14 protein-coding genes and 2 pseudogenes are annotated in these 14521 nt (G+C 60.3%); 4 read left to right on the top strand and 12 right to left on the bottom strand.

Features of this window, described 5'->3' with window-relative positions; all coding sequences use genetic code 11:
- Positions 1 to 15: 15 nt before the first annotated feature.
- Positions 16 to 1173: an efflux RND transporter periplasmic adaptor subunit gene (locus tag E3W21_RS12565; RefSeq protein WP_134420096.1), complete on the bottom strand. Its 1158-nt coding sequence runs from the start codon at positions 1171 to 1173 to the stop codon at positions 16 to 18.
- A 268-nt stretch (positions 1174 to 1441) separates the two neighbouring features.
- On the opposite strand from E3W21_RS12565, the gene E3W21_RS12560 reads away from it, so the two are divergent.
- Together E3W21_RS12560 and E3W21_RS12555 are read left to right on the top strand one after the other, a co-directional pair.
- Positions 1442 to 2143 carry a response regulator transcription factor gene (locus tag E3W21_RS12560; protein WP_008155184.1) on the top strand — a complete coding sequence of 234 codons (702 nt, stop codon included), beginning with the start codon at positions 1442 to 1444 and terminating at the stop codon, positions 2141 to 2143.
- A 4-nt stretch (positions 2144 to 2147) separates the two neighbouring features.
- Positions 2148 to 3449: an ATP-binding protein gene (locus E3W21_RS12555; protein WP_134420094.1), complete on the top strand. Its 1302-nt coding sequence runs from the start codon at positions 2148 to 2150 to the stop codon at positions 3447 to 3449.
- A 177-nt stretch (positions 3450 to 3626) separates the two neighbouring features.
- Here E3W21_RS12555 and pncA read toward each other — a convergent pair whose 3' ends face one another.
- The 4 genes from pncA to E3W21_RS12535 are packed head-to-tail and all read right to left on the bottom strand — an operon-like array spanning position 3627 to position 6168.
- Positions 3627 to 4256, bottom strand: a complete 630-nt coding sequence (gene pncA / locus E3W21_RS12550; protein WP_134420092.1) for a bifunctional nicotinamidase/pyrazinamidase — start codon at positions 4254 to 4256, stop codon at positions 3627 to 3629.
- Positions 4257 to 4306: 50 nt separating this feature from the next.
- Complete coding sequence (locus E3W21_RS12545) at positions 4307 to 5083, bottom strand: anti-sigma factor (RefSeq protein ID WP_134420090.1); 777 nt, start codon at positions 5081 to 5083, stop codon at positions 4307 to 4309.
- A complete protein-coding gene (locus E3W21_RS12540; protein WP_218570165.1) occupies positions 5080 to 5577 on the bottom strand; it encodes a sigma-70 family RNA polymerase sigma factor in 498 nt (165 codons plus the stop codon). Before E3W21_RS12540 ends, E3W21_RS12545 begins: the two co-directional genes overlap by 4 nt.
- 54 nt (positions 5578 to 5631) lie before the next feature.
- A complete protein-coding gene (locus E3W21_RS12535; RefSeq protein WP_134420086.1) occupies positions 5632 to 6168 on the bottom strand; it encodes a tetratricopeptide repeat protein in 537 nt (178 codons plus the stop codon).
- 223 nt (positions 6169 to 6391) lie between these two features.
- Here E3W21_RS12535 and E3W21_RS12530 point away from each other — a divergent pair, with 223 nt between their 5' ends.
- On the top strand, positions 6392 to 7165 hold the full coding sequence (locus E3W21_RS12530) for a class I SAM-dependent methyltransferase (RefSeq protein WP_134420084.1): 774 nt from the start codon (positions 6392 to 6394) through the stop codon (positions 7163 to 7165).
- A gap of 107 nt (positions 7166 to 7272) precedes the next feature.
- Here E3W21_RS12530 and E3W21_RS12525 read toward each other — a convergent pair whose 3' ends face one another.
- The 6 genes and pseudogenes from E3W21_RS12525 to E3W21_RS32335 all read right to left on the bottom strand — a co-directional run.
- On the bottom strand, positions 7273 to 8226 hold the full coding sequence (locus E3W21_RS12525; RefSeq protein ID WP_134420082.1) for a D-2-hydroxyacid dehydrogenase family protein: 954 nt from the start codon (positions 8224 to 8226) through the stop codon (positions 7273 to 7275).
- 13 nt (positions 8227 to 8239) lie between these two features.
- Positions 8240 to 9265, bottom strand: a complete 1026-nt coding sequence (locus tag E3W21_RS12520; protein ID WP_134420080.1) for an alpha/beta fold hydrolase — start codon at positions 9263 to 9265, stop codon at positions 8240 to 8242.
- 85 nt (positions 9266 to 9350) lie between these two features.
- On the bottom strand, positions 9351 to 9785 hold the full coding sequence (locus E3W21_RS12515) for a YqaA family protein (protein WP_129444441.1): 435 nt from the start codon (positions 9783 to 9785) through the stop codon (positions 9351 to 9353).
- Complete coding sequence (locus tag E3W21_RS12510) at positions 9785 to 10231, bottom strand: DUF411 domain-containing protein (RefSeq protein ID WP_134420078.1); 447 nt, start codon at positions 10229 to 10231, stop codon at positions 9785 to 9787. Before E3W21_RS12510 ends, E3W21_RS12515 begins: the two co-directional genes overlap by 1 nt.
- Positions 10232 to 10434: 203 nt before the next feature.
- Positions 10435 to 10962, bottom strand: a pseudogene (locus E3W21_RS32340) (methyl-accepting chemotaxis protein); the annotation flags it as partial.
- A 333-nt stretch (positions 10963 to 11295) separates the two neighbouring features.
- Positions 11296 to 12426: pseudogene (locus E3W21_RS32335) on the bottom strand (cache and HAMP domain-containing protein); the annotation flags it as partial.
- 408 nt (positions 12427 to 12834) lie between these two features.
- Between E3W21_RS32335 and E3W21_RS12500 the strand changes: the two are divergent.
- Positions 12835 to 13365 carry a hypothetical protein gene (locus E3W21_RS12500; RefSeq protein ID WP_134420076.1) on the top strand — a complete coding sequence of 177 codons (531 nt, stop codon included), beginning with the start codon at positions 12835 to 12837 and terminating at the stop codon, positions 13363 to 13365.
- A gap of 49 nt (positions 13366 to 13414) precedes the next feature.
- Here the strand turns inward: E3W21_RS12500 and E3W21_RS12495 are convergent, their stop codons facing one another.
- Positions 13415 to 14410 carry an aldo/keto reductase gene (locus tag E3W21_RS12495; RefSeq protein WP_134420074.1) on the bottom strand — a complete coding sequence of 332 codons (996 nt, stop codon included), beginning with the start codon at positions 14408 to 14410 and terminating at the stop codon, positions 13415 to 13417.
- Positions 14411 to 14521 lie beyond the last annotated feature (111 nt).

Raw genomic sequence — 14521 nt, 5'->3', positions numbered from 1 at the left:
AAAGAAGCGTCCTGCTTACTGACCAGAAGCCTGGGCAAGTGGAAGAGGGGTGTCGTCGATCTGCACTTTTTCACCGGGACGGGCGTGTTGCAGGCCTTCGGTGACGATGCGATCACCGGGCTTGAGCCCGGCGGTGACGATCCAGCGATCGTTCTGCACGGCGCCCAGTTCGACCGGTTGCTGGCCGACCCGCTGTTCGGCGTCGAGCAACAGCACTTGGGCGATGCCGGCACTGTCACGCTGAATGGCCCGTTGCGGCACGCTGATGCCTTGTTGATTGACCGCTTGCTCCAGACGCACGCGAACGAAGCTGCCCGGCAGCAAGTCGAGGTCCGGGTTGGGAAATTCGCTGCGCAGAATGATCTGACCGGTGCCGGGGTCGACGGTGATGTCGGCGAACAGCAACTTGCCGGGCAACGGATAGAGACTGCCGTCGTCCTGGATCAGCGTGGCTTTGGCCTGGTCCTGACCGACCTGCTGCAACTGGCCGGAACGGAACGCCCGGCGCAGGTCGTTGAGTTCGCGGGTCGATTGGGTGAGGTCGGCATGAATCGGGTTCAGTTGCTGAATCAATGCCAGCGGTGTGATTTCGTTCTGCCCGACCAGTGCGCCTTCGGTCACCAACGCGCGGCCGATGCGCCCGGAGATCGGCGCCGTGACCGTGGCGTAACCCAGGTTGAGTTTCGCCCGCTCCACGGCGGCTTTGTTCGCGGCGACGTCGGCAGCGGTTTGCCGGGCACTGGCCCGGGCGTTGTCATAATCCTGGCCGCTGATGGCATTGCCTTCGATCAACTGCGCGTAACGCTGCTCTTGCAGGCGCGCCTGGAACGCATTGGCTTCAGCCTTGCGCAGCGCCGCTTCGGCACTGTCCAGGTCAGCCTTGAACGGCGCCGGGTCGATACGGAACAACACTTCGCCTTTTTTCACATCGCTGCCTTCACGGAACGCCCGTTGCAACACCACCCCGGCAACCCGGGCGCGGACTTCGGCAATGCGTGGCGCGGCAATCCGCCCGCTCAATTCGCTGGTTATCGACAGGGGGCTGGCTTGGATGGTCTCGATGCGAACCGTGGCCAGAGGCGCCTGTTCTTCGGCCGTCGAGGCCTTGTCACAAGCGCTCAGCGTCACCGCCAGTGCAATCAGGCTGAGCCTGGCAAGCAGATTCTTTGACATGTAATACCCCAATAATGACCCCCCAGCATCCTACGGGGAGGCGACGACGGTAGCGGTGAAGCTTTGTAGGCGCTGTGTGAAATTGTGTAAGGGTTTTACTCAGGCACGGGCGAGGGCGTATATCCTTGGCAGCTTGATTCCTTTTGCGACTGTCAGGCCGCCTTCGCGAGCAAGCTCGCTCCCACATTTTGAAATGCATTCCCCTGTGGGAGCGAGCTTGCTCGCGATAGCGGTGTATCAGGCGCTACAGCACCTTCTGGAAACACCCATGCCCAACATCCTCCTGGTCGAAGACGACACCGCGCTCTCCGAATTGATTGCCAGTTACCTGGAACGCAACGGCTATAGCGTCAGCGTGATCAGCCGTGGTGACCATGTGCGCGAACGTGCGCGGGTCAATCCGCCGGACCTGGTGATCCTCGACCTGATGCTGCCGGGGCTCGATGGCCTGCAAGTCTGCCGCTTGCTGCGCGCCGATTCGGCCACGTTGCCGATCCTGATGCTCACCGCCCGCGACGACAGTCACGATCAGGTGCTGGGCCTGGAAATGGGCGCCGACGACTACGTCACCAAACCCTGCGAACCGCGGGTGTTGCTGGCCCGAGTGCGGACGTTGCTGCGGCGCAGCAGCCTCACCGAACCGCAGACGGCCAACGACCGCATTCTGATGGGCAATCTGTGCATCGACCTGTCCGAGCGCACCGTGACCTGGCGCGAGCAGTTGGTCGAACTGTCCAGCGGCGAATACAACCTGCTGGTGGTGCTCGCCCGGCATGCCGGCGAAGTGCTCAGCCGCGACCAGATTCTGCAACGCCTGCGCGGCATTGAGTTCAATGGCACCGACCGCTCGGTGGACGTGGCGATTTCCAAGCTGCGGCGCAAGTTCGACGACCACGCCGGCGAGGCGCGCAAGATCAAGACCGTGTGGGGCAAGGGTTACCTGTTCAGCCGTTCCGAGTGGGAATGCTGAGTCGATGTTCAGAATCCTGTTTCGCCTGTACCTGGTGACCATCGTTTCGTACAGCGCGGCGATCTATCTGGTGCCTGACGTGGTGATCAAGGTCTTCCAGGAGCGCTTTGTCACCTACAACCTCGATTATTCGCGCGGGCTGCAAACCCTCATCGTCAAACAGTTTCACGCCGTGCCCCCGGAACAGTGGCCGGCCTTGGCCGCAGAGATGGACAAGGAATTCCAGCCGCTGCACATCGTCCTGACCGGTAACGACGATGCCGATTTCACCCCTGATGAGCGCAAGCGTTTGCAGCGTGGCGAGAACGTCGTGCGCATTGGCGACTGGGGCTGGCGCACCCTGGCGGTGTCGCCGCTGAGCGAGCGGACGGTGGTGGAGATGGTCGTGCCGCCGGACCCGATGGACGTCAGCCTGTTGTACTGGAGCATCAACGTGCTGATCGGCGCGACCATGCTCGCCTGCCTGTTGCTGTGGTTGCGCCCGCACTGGCGCGACCTGGAACGCCTCAAAGGTACGGCTGAACGTTTCGGTAAGGGTCACCTCGGCGAGCGCACGCAGATTTCCCCAAGCTCCAACATCGGCAGCCTGGCCAATGTCTTCGACACCATGGCTGGCGATATCGAGAACCTGCTCAACCAGCAGCGCGACCTGCTCAATGCCGTCTCTCACGAATTGCGCACGCCCCTGACACGACTGGATTTCGGCCTGGCGCTGGCGTTATCCGACGATTTGCCTGCCGCCAGCCGCGAGCGTCTGCAAGGTCTGGTCGCGCACATTCGCGAACTCGATGAGTTGGTGCTGGAACTGCTGTCCTACAGCCGCCTGCAAAACCCGGCGCGGTTGCCGGAGCAGGTCGAAGTGTCGCTGGATGAATTTATCGACAGCATCCTTGGCAGCGTCGACGAAGAACTGGAGTCCCCGGACATCGTTATCGATGTGCTCTTGCACGGACAACTTGAACGCTTCGCCCTCGACCCAAGGCTGACTGCCCGTGCTATTCAGAACCTGCTACGCAATGCGATGCGCTACTGCGAAAAACGCATTCAGATTGGTGTGCGGGTGTGTGCCAAGGGGGCTGAAATCTGGGTGGACGATGACGGGATCGGTATTCCGGATGAGGAGCGTGAGCGGATTTTCGAACCGTTCTATCGGCTGGATCGCAGTCGGGATCGGGCCACGGGAGGCTTCGGTCTGGGGTTGGCCATCAGTCGGCGGGCGCTGGAAGCCCAGGGCGGCACACTGACTGTGGAACCGTCGCCATTGGGCGGCGCACGGTTCCGTTTGTGGCTGCCCACCTCAGCCTGACGCACTCTGTGTAGCAGCTGCCGAGCCTGCGAGGCTGCGTTCGAGCCGGGGTCGCGCTCGACCGAAGTCCTCGCCAACCCGACGGATGCGGTTTTCCTGGAAGAACGGGGTGCCTGACTTTACGACTGCTTCGCAGCCGAACGCAGCCTCGCGCTGCTCGACAGCTGCTACAGGGGGTTAACCTGGCACTTCGGTGGATTCAATCAACCCAACCCCAGCCACCTGCATCCGCTCGATCGCCGCGGCCAGTGAGCCGTCCAGATCAATCGCCCGACACGCATCCAACACCACAAACGCGTTAAACCCTGCCGCCCGCGCATCCAGTGCGGAAAACATCACGCAGAAATCGAGTGCCAGCCCAACCAGATAAACCGTGTCGATACCGCGTTCCTTCAAGTACCCGGCCAAGCCTGTGGTGGTCGTTCGGTCCGCCTCCAGAAACGCCGAGTAACTGTCGATGTCCGGGTTGCAGCCCTTGCGGATGATCAATTGGGCGTGGGGCAGGTCCAGATCCTTGTGCAACTCGGCACCGGGCGTGGCTCGCACGCAATGGTCCGGCCAGAGCGTCTGTTCGCCATAAGGCAGTTGAATGACGTCATAAGGCGCGCGGCCCGGGTGGCTGGAGGCGAAGGACGCATGTCCGGCCGGGTGCCAGTCCTGGGCGATGATGACTTGAGTGAACCGGGCGCCGAGGCGGTTGATCAGAGGGACGATCCGGTCGCCCTCCGGCACCGGTAGATGGCCGCCGGGGATGAAGTCGTTCTGTACGTCGATGACCAGCAAAGCAGTGCGTGAAGAAATCGGCATGGGTAGGTTCCTCCTTGGAATTGGGACACCCAGCATAGTGACAAATGAGATCACGCACTAAGCCGGCCTCTCAACAATTTCGCCATGTCCTCCAGATCCGCCACCGGGTTATGCCCGATCAACATCCAGGCATGTTGCATGTCAGCCCAATAGACAATGTTCATCCCATGCCGGCGCTCCTGGGCGAAATGCCGGCTGCCGCTGTTGGAGCGGGTGACGCACAGCGCCATGGGGCCGTGGGCCGGGTCCAGGTAGGTAATCTGGGCAATGGCGACGCCGTCGTACTCGAGGATTTGCGCGCGCTTGAACTCGGACCGTGGCAGGGTCAGTTTCGCCGGCACAAGATTCAGGCCAAGACGCGCATCGATGGTCCGCAGTTGCGCCTGCTGAGCGGCTTCGTCAGTGGGCAAGTGGTCCAGGGTTTGCGGCACGTAAAGCGACATGTACTCGGCCACCAGCCCGCGCCAGTTTTCCTTTTGCTGACTCAACTGCCAACCGAGGAACAGCCGATCCGCTACCACACCGCTCACCACCAATCCGGCGGCCGCTGCGAGAAACCAGCGCCGATTCATGGCCGGGCGTTCAGGTGAAGGCAAGGTGTCGAGCATCGATTGCAAGCGATCCACGGGCGCCTGTCGACCCAACTCGTCGTAGGCCTCCTTGAACGGCAGGCTGCTGCGGGCCAGCCATTGCAGGCGCAGGTTGAGCGTTGGGTCATCAAGGATGGCCGCGTCGATGCGGGTGCGCTGTTCGCTGTCGAGCTGGTTGTCGAGGTAGGCCACCAGTTGCTCATCCGAAGGTATCGTCGGTCGTGCGCTGTCGTTCATCGACGTTCTCCAGTGGAAGGGTTCGGCACAGTGTGCAATGGCGGATACTCGGCCAGTTTCGCGCGTGCGGCGGCCAGGCGACTCATGACCGTGCCGATGGGCACGTCCAGGACCTCGGCCACTTCGCGGTAGGACAAACCCTCGACGTAGGCGAGAAACACCGTTTCGCGCTGGGCTTCGGGCAGGGCATCCACACGCCTGATCACCTGAGCCGCGAGGACATGGGTTTGCGCCGCGTATTCACCATCGAACGACAAGGCGTTGTCGGCATCCACCAGCCCCTGTCCATGACGCACTCTTCGTGCGCGGACTTCGTTGAGCCAGATCGAATGCAGAATGCTCAGCAGCCAGCGGTCCATGCGGCTGCCCGGGACAAACTGCCCGGCACGCTCGAGCGCCCGCACGCAGGTGGCCTGCACCAGGTCTTCGGCGACATGCCGTTGCCGGGACAACAGCAAGCCGTAGCGCCATAAACGCGCCAGGTGCTGCCCCAGTTCTGTCCGTATTGCCTGATCGCTGGCGATGGCGACCTCCGTCTGCTCGGTGTGTCAGGTTTTCGATGAATCGTTGATGGCTTCGGCCAGGTCCTGGTATTCCTCGCAGGTGGTGCTGCCGCAGATGGTTTTGATCTGCTGCAACTGTTCCTGAGCGAGGTCCAGCCGACCTTTGATCACATACGCTTCGCCAAGGTATTCGCGAACTTGTGCGTAGTGCGGGTCAAGTTGGACCGATTGCAGGTAATAACCGATGCCTTCGTCGGTGCGCCCCAGTTTACGTGTAGCGTAGCCGCGATAGTTCAAGGCCTTGGCGGTGTTTGGCTCTTTGAGGGTGTCGAGCAGGGCCAAGGCTTCTTCGTAGCGACCGTCCTTGGCCAGGCGATAAGCGTAATCGGCGCGGTCGGCGTCCGGTACCAGACTGCTGGTTTGCTTGAGGCATTTTTGCGACCGGGAGTCGAAGACCTGCCCTTTGGGGCAACTAGGTCTTGCGGGGGCGTCATCGCCACCACCATTGGCGAATGCAAGCGAACTGGACAAGGCGACCGCCAGCAGCAACGGGGCGGTTAACACAGCGAAACGGGTGTTCATGGGCGATGCTCCACAGGTTTATTCGTTTCAGTTCGTACCACGTCCCGGCAATGTGCGGCGCAAAGTATTATCACGCAGGCTGAAATGGTGAACTCTCATGGGGGATGAAAGGTGAACACCACAGGGTGAACAATTATTCATTTTTTTCTGGCGGTCTGTGCAAGGAAAGCTCAAATCGAGGCGCTATGCTCGATAGCATTCGTTGTAGATCTGGAGCACTGCCATGAAAGATCAGGTCCATCACTCGGCGGCCGCCGGCTATAAAGCCGGCGCTGATACCTACGTTCGCGGTCGTCCGGACTATCCGCCGCAAGTGGCCGATTGGCTGACGGGCACCCTTGGTTTGAACGCGGACAAAGCCGTGGTTGATCTGGGCGCCGGCACTGGCAAGTTCACCGGTCGGCTGGTGGCGACGGGTGCGCAAGTGATTGCGGTGGAGCCGGTGGCGCAGATGCTCGAGAAATTGTCCGAAGCCTTCCCCGAAGTGCTGGCCGTCAGCGGCACCGCCATGGACCTGCCGCTGCCCGATGCTTCGGTGGACGTGGTGATCTGCGCCCAGGCCTTTCACTGGTTTGCCAGTACTGAAGCACTGACCGAAATTGCCCGTGTACTCAAACCCGGCGGCAAGCTGGGGCTGGTGTGGAACCTGCGGGATACCCGGGTGAGCTGGGTGCCGAAACTGGATGCGATCGTCAATGCGCTGGAGGGCGATACGCCGCGCTATTACACCGGGGCCTGGCGGCAGGCGTTTCCGCATGCGGCGTTCGGACCGCTGGCAGAACAGCGTTTCAGCCATGGGCATACAGGTTCGCCGGAAGATGTGATTTTCAACCGCGTGCGCTCCACCAGTTTTGTTGCAGCATTACCGGCGGTGGAGCGGGCGAAGGTGGATGAGCAGATCAGGGCTCTGATTGCGGCGGAGCCTGATCTGCGTGGCAGAGACGTAGTCGCTGTGCCCTATGAGACGGCGGCGTTTGTGGCAGAGAAGGGCAGTTAGATCGGTGGTGAGGCCATTCGCGAGCAAGCTCGCTCCCACATTGATTTTGTGGACGACACAGATCAAATGTGGGAGCGGGCTTGCTCGCGAAGAACGATGACTCGGTATTAGCTCAGTAGACGGATCGGTTCTCCCGCAGACCAGGCCTGAATGTCCTCAATCATCTGCGAAAAGAACTGGTGATAGTTCTGTTGGCTGACATACCCGACGTGGGGCGTGGCCAGCACATTGTCCAGGGTTCTGAACGGATGATGAGGCGGCAAGGGTTCCTGCTCGAAGACGTCCAGCGCAGCGCCTGCCAGTCGCCGTTTCTGCAACGCCTTGATCAACGCCGCTTCATCGACGATCGGCCCACGCGCCGTGTTGACCAGCAGCGCCGAGGGCTTCATCCAGTCCAGCGCCTGGGCGTCCACCAAGCCTCGGCTACGATCGCTGAGTACCAGATGGACCGACAGCACATCGGCCTGTTCGAACAGTTCCTGTTTGCTGACGTAGGACACGCCGACCTCGGCTGCACGTTCGGCGGTCAGGTTCTCGCTCCAGGCAATCACCCGCATGCCGAACACCTGACCGAACTGGGCAACGCGAGTGCCGATGCTGCCCAGACCCAGGATCGCCAGGGTCTTGCCGTGCAGGTCGCCACCCAGGCTTTGCTGCCATAAACCGGCGCGCAGGGCGTTGGCTTCGACCACCAGGTTGCGGGTCGTCGCCATGATCAGCGCCCAGGTCAGTTCCGGCGCGGCGTGCTTGTAACTGTCGGTGCCACAGACCTGAATGCCCAGCGCGGCGGCCGCTTTCAGGTCCAGGGCGGCGTTACGCATGCTGCCGGTGACCAGCAGCTTGAGTTTCGGTAAGCGTCGCAGCAGGTCCTCATCGAACCGGGTGCGCTCGCGCATCACGCAGATCACCTCGAACTCGCCCAACCGTGCCGCCAGGATTTCGTTGTCGGCAGGGTAGTCATGGATGAAATTCACTTGGCCGATGTCGTCCAGCACCGACCAGTCCACCACGTCACGGGCCACGTCCTGCCAGTCATCAATCACCGCAATCTGCACTGCCATCAGCCTTACCTCATCAATGAACGGGGTTGGTTTTGTTCAGCCAGGCGAGCAGGGCCTGGTGGAATTGCGCCGGTTCTTCCATTTGCGGCGCGTGGCCCATGCCGGGGAATTCGACCAGCGTCGACCGGGGAATCAGTTTCGCCACCTGTTTGCCGAGGACGTTGTAGTGACCGAGTTTCGCCTTGACCTCGGGCGGTGCGATGTCGCTGCCGATGGCCGTGGTGTCGGACGTACCGATCAGCAGCAGGGTCGGCATCTTCAGGTCCTTGAACTCGTAGTACACCGGTTGGGTGAAGATCATGTCGTAGATCAGCGCCGAATTCCACGCTACCTGGGTTTTACCCGGGCCTTTGCTCAGGCCCGCATACATGTCCACCCAGCGGTCAAACTCGGGTTTCCAGCGGCCGTCGTAATAGGTACTGCGTTGATAGTCATGGATGCCTTGTGCGGTGACCTTCAACTCGCGCTCATACCATTGATCAACGGTGCGATAGGGCACGCCGAGGGCTTTCCAGTCTTCCAGTCCGATGGGATTGACCAGCGCCAGTTGCTCGACCTGATCGGGATATTGCAAGGCATAACGAGTGGCGAGCATGCCGCCGGTGGAATGCCCGAGAACACTGGCCTTCTGAATGCCCAGGGCCTTGAGCAGTTGCTGGGTGTTGGTTGCCAGTTGCTGGAAACTGTACTGATAGTTGTCCGGTTTACTGGAGGTGCAGAAACCGATCTGATCCGGGGCGATGACCCGGTAACCGGCCTCGCTCAGGGCCTTGATCGAAGTGTCCCAGGTGGCACCGCAGAAGTTCTTGCCGTGCATCAGCACCACGCTGCGTCCATTGGCCTTGCCGTGGGCTGCGACATCCATGTAACCCATTTGCAGGGATTTGCCCTGGGACTCAAAGGCAAAATGCTTGACCGTGTAGGGGTACTCGAAGCCTTGCAGCTCCGGCCCGTATTCCGGGCCTTCGGCGTGAGCAATGACAGGCAATGCAGCGGTCAGCAGCAGGCCGGGCAGCCAGCGGGAGCGGGTGAGGGACATGGGTGAACTCCATTGGAAATCGGCCGATGCTGGATCGGCATGATTAGGGCGACATTAAACACAGGCAATCGCCGTGGATGATCGTTCAACCCATCCAGCCCAATGTGGCCATGGCCAACACACCATAACGGGTGCCTTTGGCAAGGGTCACGATCAGCAGGAATCGCCCCAGCGGCTCGCGCATCACGCCGGCCACCAAGGTCAGCGGATCACCGATCACAGGCACCCAGCTCAGCAGCAACGACCAATGACCGTAGCGCTGATAATGGACTCGGGCTTTTTCCAAATGGCGCGGGCTGACCGGAAACCAGCGCCGATCACGAAACCGCTCGATACCGCGCCCCAGCCACCAGTTCACCAGCGACCCCAGAACATTGCCCAATGTCGCCACGGCTAGCAGCGACCAGAGCCAATACTTGCCGCTGAGCAACAGCCCCACCAACACCGCTTCGGACTGCAAGGGCAGCAAGGTTGCCGCACCGAATGCGGCGAAGAACAGCCCGATGTACGCACCGAACATCAATGGGCGGGGTAGTCCGCCACTACCACGTCAGAGCCGTCCTTTTTCAGGCCGATCACTTGATACGCATCGCTCGTGCCGTCCACTTCCATGCCCGGCGACCCCATGGGCATACCGGGTGCGGCCACGCCCAACAGATCGTCGCGCTTTCTCAAGGCCAGCACCTGATCGGCAGGGACATGACCTTCAACGAATTTGCCGTTGATCAAACCGGTATGGCACGACGCCAGACGCGGAGGCACGCCGTGCTGTTGCTTGAATTCGCTCATATTGGCCTCGACGTGATCCTCGACTTTGAAGCCGTTGGCTTCCAGATGGCTGATCCATTTTTTGCAGCACCCGCAATTGGCATCGCGGTGAACCTCGATCGGGATCAGGTCGGCGGCCTGGGCCAGGGAGGAAATGAACAGGGCGCTCAGGGCGACCAGACGCAGGTGGGTTCGCATGGGGAATCTCGTTTCGAATTGCGGCCAAAAAAATGCATTCTGACCATTTTTTTTGGCCAGGCATTCAAGGAGTGTTTCGAAGTAATACAAAACTGGCCAGCTCGATCATCGTAGGCCTCATCTGTCAGCCAGATGAGGCGCACATTACAAGATTGTCAGGTTGGCCGCTGAGTGCCGGGGACGGCACTCAGGGTAGGGCAGAATTAACGAACTCTGAACCGCCCCATGATCGCGCTCACGCGACTGTTGGCTTCCAGCAGTTGTTGGGTATTGAGCTCGCTGGCCTGGCCGCTTTTCACCAGTTCGTCGACCATGTGACGGATTTGCACCATGCTGCGGTTGATCTCTTCAGTCACCGCGCTTTGCTGCTCGGCGGCCGTGGCGATCTGGGTGCTAAGGCTGTTGATGTGGCTGACGTTGCCGGCCATTTCATCCAGACCGGTGTTGACCCGTGCCGTGGCATCAGCGGCCGACTGGCAGCGGGTCTGGGTGTTTTCCATGGCGGTTACCGACGAACTCACACCCTGCGTCAGGCGGGTGAGCATTTCATTGATTTGCGACGTACTGGCCTGAGTGCGGGCGGCGAGGGCGCGGACTTCATCGGCGACTACGGCAAAACCGCGGCCCTGCTCGCCGGCGCGGGCGGCTTCGATGGCAGCGTTGAGGGCCAACAGGTTGGTTTGCCCGGCAATGGCGCCGATGACCCCGAGAATCTCGGTGATGCGTTGAGCGTCCTGTTGCATGCTTTCGACTTTATGGGTTGCGCTGGCCACTTCGTCGATCAGCGCAATCACGCTGCTGGACGCTTCGCCCACCACGACCCGCGAACGGTCGGCGTTTTCGTTGGCGCGCTGGGTGAAGGCAGCGGTTTCGGCGGCGTTTTGCGCAACGCTTTCGGCGGTCGAACTCATCTCGGTGATGGCGGTGACGGTCTGATCGGTTTCCGAGGCGTGACGCACCAGTATCTGGCTGGTGTGGGCGGAGGTGCGTTGCAGGTTATCCAGGCTGGAGGCCATGGCGCCGGTGGCCAGGGTGACTTCGCCGATCATGTTCTGCAAGTAGGTGATGAAGGCGTTGACCGAGTGGCCGATGGCGCCCAGTTCGTCTTCGGCGCGAATGGTGATGCGTTTGGTCAAGTCGGCGTCACCGGCTGACAGTGCGTCGATGTTGGCCTTCAGGGCTTTCATACGCTGGACCAGTTGGCGAATCGCATAGATCTGTAGCAACACCAGCAGGATCACCATCGGGATTTGCAGCAGGCTCAGGGTGCTGAGCACGTCGTCGCGCTGGGCGGTGATCAGCTTGGTCGGCAGGGCGGTGGCGAGGAACCAGGGTGTCCCTTCGATCGGGCGCATGAAGAAGGTGCTGGCTTCGCCGTTGTTGTCGAACTCGCCCCGCTGCGACTGGTCACGGTTTTGCAAGCCGGCCTTCACCTGGGTAGCGAACGGCGAGTTGCCGGCCAGCTCACTGATGTTCTTCAGTACGATCGGCCCGCTGATGCGCGAACTGTTGCTGATGATCTTGCCGTCGGCTTCGACGATCAGCATTTCGGCGCCGAGGTCTTTCTCCTTGCGTGCCACCAGGTCATTGAAAAAACCCAGGGTCACGTCGATGGTCGACACGCCGTAGGCCGCGCCATTCTTCTGGATGGCCATGGCGCAGTTGGTGCGTGGCTCGGCGCTGGCGTCATCTTTATAGGCTGCCGCCCACGCGCATTGGCCGCGCGGGGTTTGCATGCCGCCTTTGTACCAGGTCTGGTCGTAGTAGTTGGGCGCGGCATCGCTGTTCCAAAAGGTGTTAACGGCCAGTTTTCCCGAGGCATCCCGGTGCCAGAACGTGCTGAACTTGTTGCGCCCGGCTTCGCGCTGACCGGGCAGCGGCCAGATCCCGCCGCCGAACACTTTCAGCTCGCCGTACTGGTCGACCAGGCCCGGCAGGACGGTGTCGATGGCGGCGCTGTCGAGCAGGGGAATGGTCTGGGTGATGCTTCGCTGTTGCGCCTGAACCTTGTTCAGTTCGCCCTGGATTTGCTCGGCGACTTCGGCAATTCGGTTGAGGGCCACTTGTTCTTCGGTGTGACGTAGCTTCGGTGCGACCAATTGGCTGATGCCGACCACTGTCAGCACGGACAACAGCAGGATGAACAGGACCAGAAACAGCGTGTAACGAGCCTGAATGGTACGGAATGCGGGCATGGGACCGGTCCTTAGTGCAGCGTTCTTGTTGTGGTCGTCGGTATGAAGTCGACGCTTCCAAGGGCTATCGGCTCGCGAAAGCCGAGCTTTAGGTACCATCGTGCAGGAACGGTGCGGGGTGACGGGCGGTGCGCGGTATAGTGATGGATACAAACTAACTAACCAAAGCGTACGTACTACTTGGTTAGTTGCTATTTCACTTTCCAAGTTAATGCCTGGATCAATGAAAAAGGGCACTTGCCTGATTATATCGTAAATGTATGAGAATTGTAAAAAGTCGGAAATAATTGTAGGTGTGGCTAGTGGCCAGGCTGATACTCGCCCGCTCTAAACCAGATTAAACAAGGAGCTTTTTATGGTCGCCTCACACGGACGTCTGCACCAGGTAGCGCAGTCGGAAGTTCGGACATGACTATCGGCTATACCGGGGCCTGGACGGCCAAGGCAGGGTTGCTGGTCAAGGACACGGCGGGCGGCAAGCCTGTGACGCATAACGCCAGGGTCAAGCAGATGCTGGCATTGGTCGGTACCAATCCAACCTTGCTGAACACCGCGAAAATGGATGAGCAGAAACTGCACAGAAACATCAAAGGCTTCGACCCGGAAAACGTCACCCCCAAACAGCTGGGCAATCTCAGTGCCTTCTTGAGAGGCAAAGGCCTGATTTCCGATATTACGTCGATGACGCTAATGAATGCCGGTGACAAGTTTGACCGCTTTGGGATACAGAAAGACCCGGATGCGAAATTCAACGCACTGGAGTATTTCGCCACCCAACTGGACACCATTCAGAACAACAGTATCAGGGGTGACAAGTACGCCGTGGGCCTGATCCCGGAATACAAAACGGCGATCTACGTGCTGCAGAATTTACAAACTTACGGCAAGGGTAACGGCACGACGGTGCCGACCGACAAAGGCGTCAGTTCCAAGGCGTGACGCCCGATTGTCCTGGCCCACTCAACTTGTCGAATGGGCCAGGTGTCGGTTACCGGTCAAGTAACTCCATGACTTCTTCCGGGTAACGTAAACCGGCCGTGGCATTGGTCGGGAATATCGCTTCCAGCGCTTGCAAGTCTTCGCCGCTGAGCTTCACATCCAGCGCGGCCACATTTTCTTCCAGGTATTTACGCTGTTTGGTTCCCGGAATCGGGATCACGTAATCGCCCTGAGCCAGTACCCATGCGAGCGCCAGTTGGCCGGCGGTCACGCCTTTTTCTGCGGCCAGGTCCTGCACTTGCTGCACCAGCAACAGATTTTTGGCGAAATTCTCGCCTTGAAAACGCGGGCTGAAGCGCCGGTAGTCGTCTGCCGCGAAATCATCAGGACTTTTCAGCGCTCCGGTGAGAAAGCCACGACCCAAAGGGCTGTAGGGGACGAAGGTAACCCCCAGGCGCTGACACGCAGCCAGACAACCGTTTCCCTCCTGGTCACGGCTCCATAACGAATACTCGCTCTGCAGCGCACTGATCGGATGAACCTTGTGTGCCCGCTCAAGCGTTGCGACCGAGGCCTCGCTCAAACCCAGGTACCGAACCTTGCCGGCTTTCACCAGGTCGGCCATGGCGCCGACGGTTTCCTCGATGGCCACCTGCGGATCGATGCGGTGCTGGTAGTACAAATCCAGGGTCTCGACACCGAGGCGCCTGAGGGTGCCGTCGATAGAGGCGTGAATGTAATCCGGTCGGCCGTTGACGCCCCGCGCAACCGGATTGCCCGGGTCGCGGACGATCCCGAATTTGCTGGCCAGAAACACCTGGTCACGTTTGCCGACGATGGCCTTGCCGATCAGTTCTTCATTGGTGTGCGGGCCGTACATGTCGGCGGTGTCGAGCAGGTTGATCCCCAACTCCAGCGCGCGGTGCAGAGTGGCCGTGGCTTCGCGGATGTCCACGCCAGTCGTGTAGAAATCGCTCATGCCCATGCAGCCCAGACCTATCGCGCTCACTTGTGGACCGTTTTTGCCCAGTTGACGTGTTTGCATGAAATCAGCTCCTTGTGAATGTGGAGTCCATTGTTGACCTCGACAGAAACTAGATAAACCGGCTAAAACTGCTATCACTGTTCGTAATTTCTAAATAATCAGCCGGTAAGC

This window comes from Pseudomonas sp. F01002 (assembly GCF_004402115.1).
GTDB lineage: Bacteria > Pseudomonadota > Gammaproteobacteria > Pseudomonadales > Pseudomonadaceae > Aquipseudomonas > Aquipseudomonas frigoris.
The sequence above is the reverse complement of the archived record's forward strand: the minus strand, read 5'-3'. Positions and strand labels throughout refer to the sequence as shown.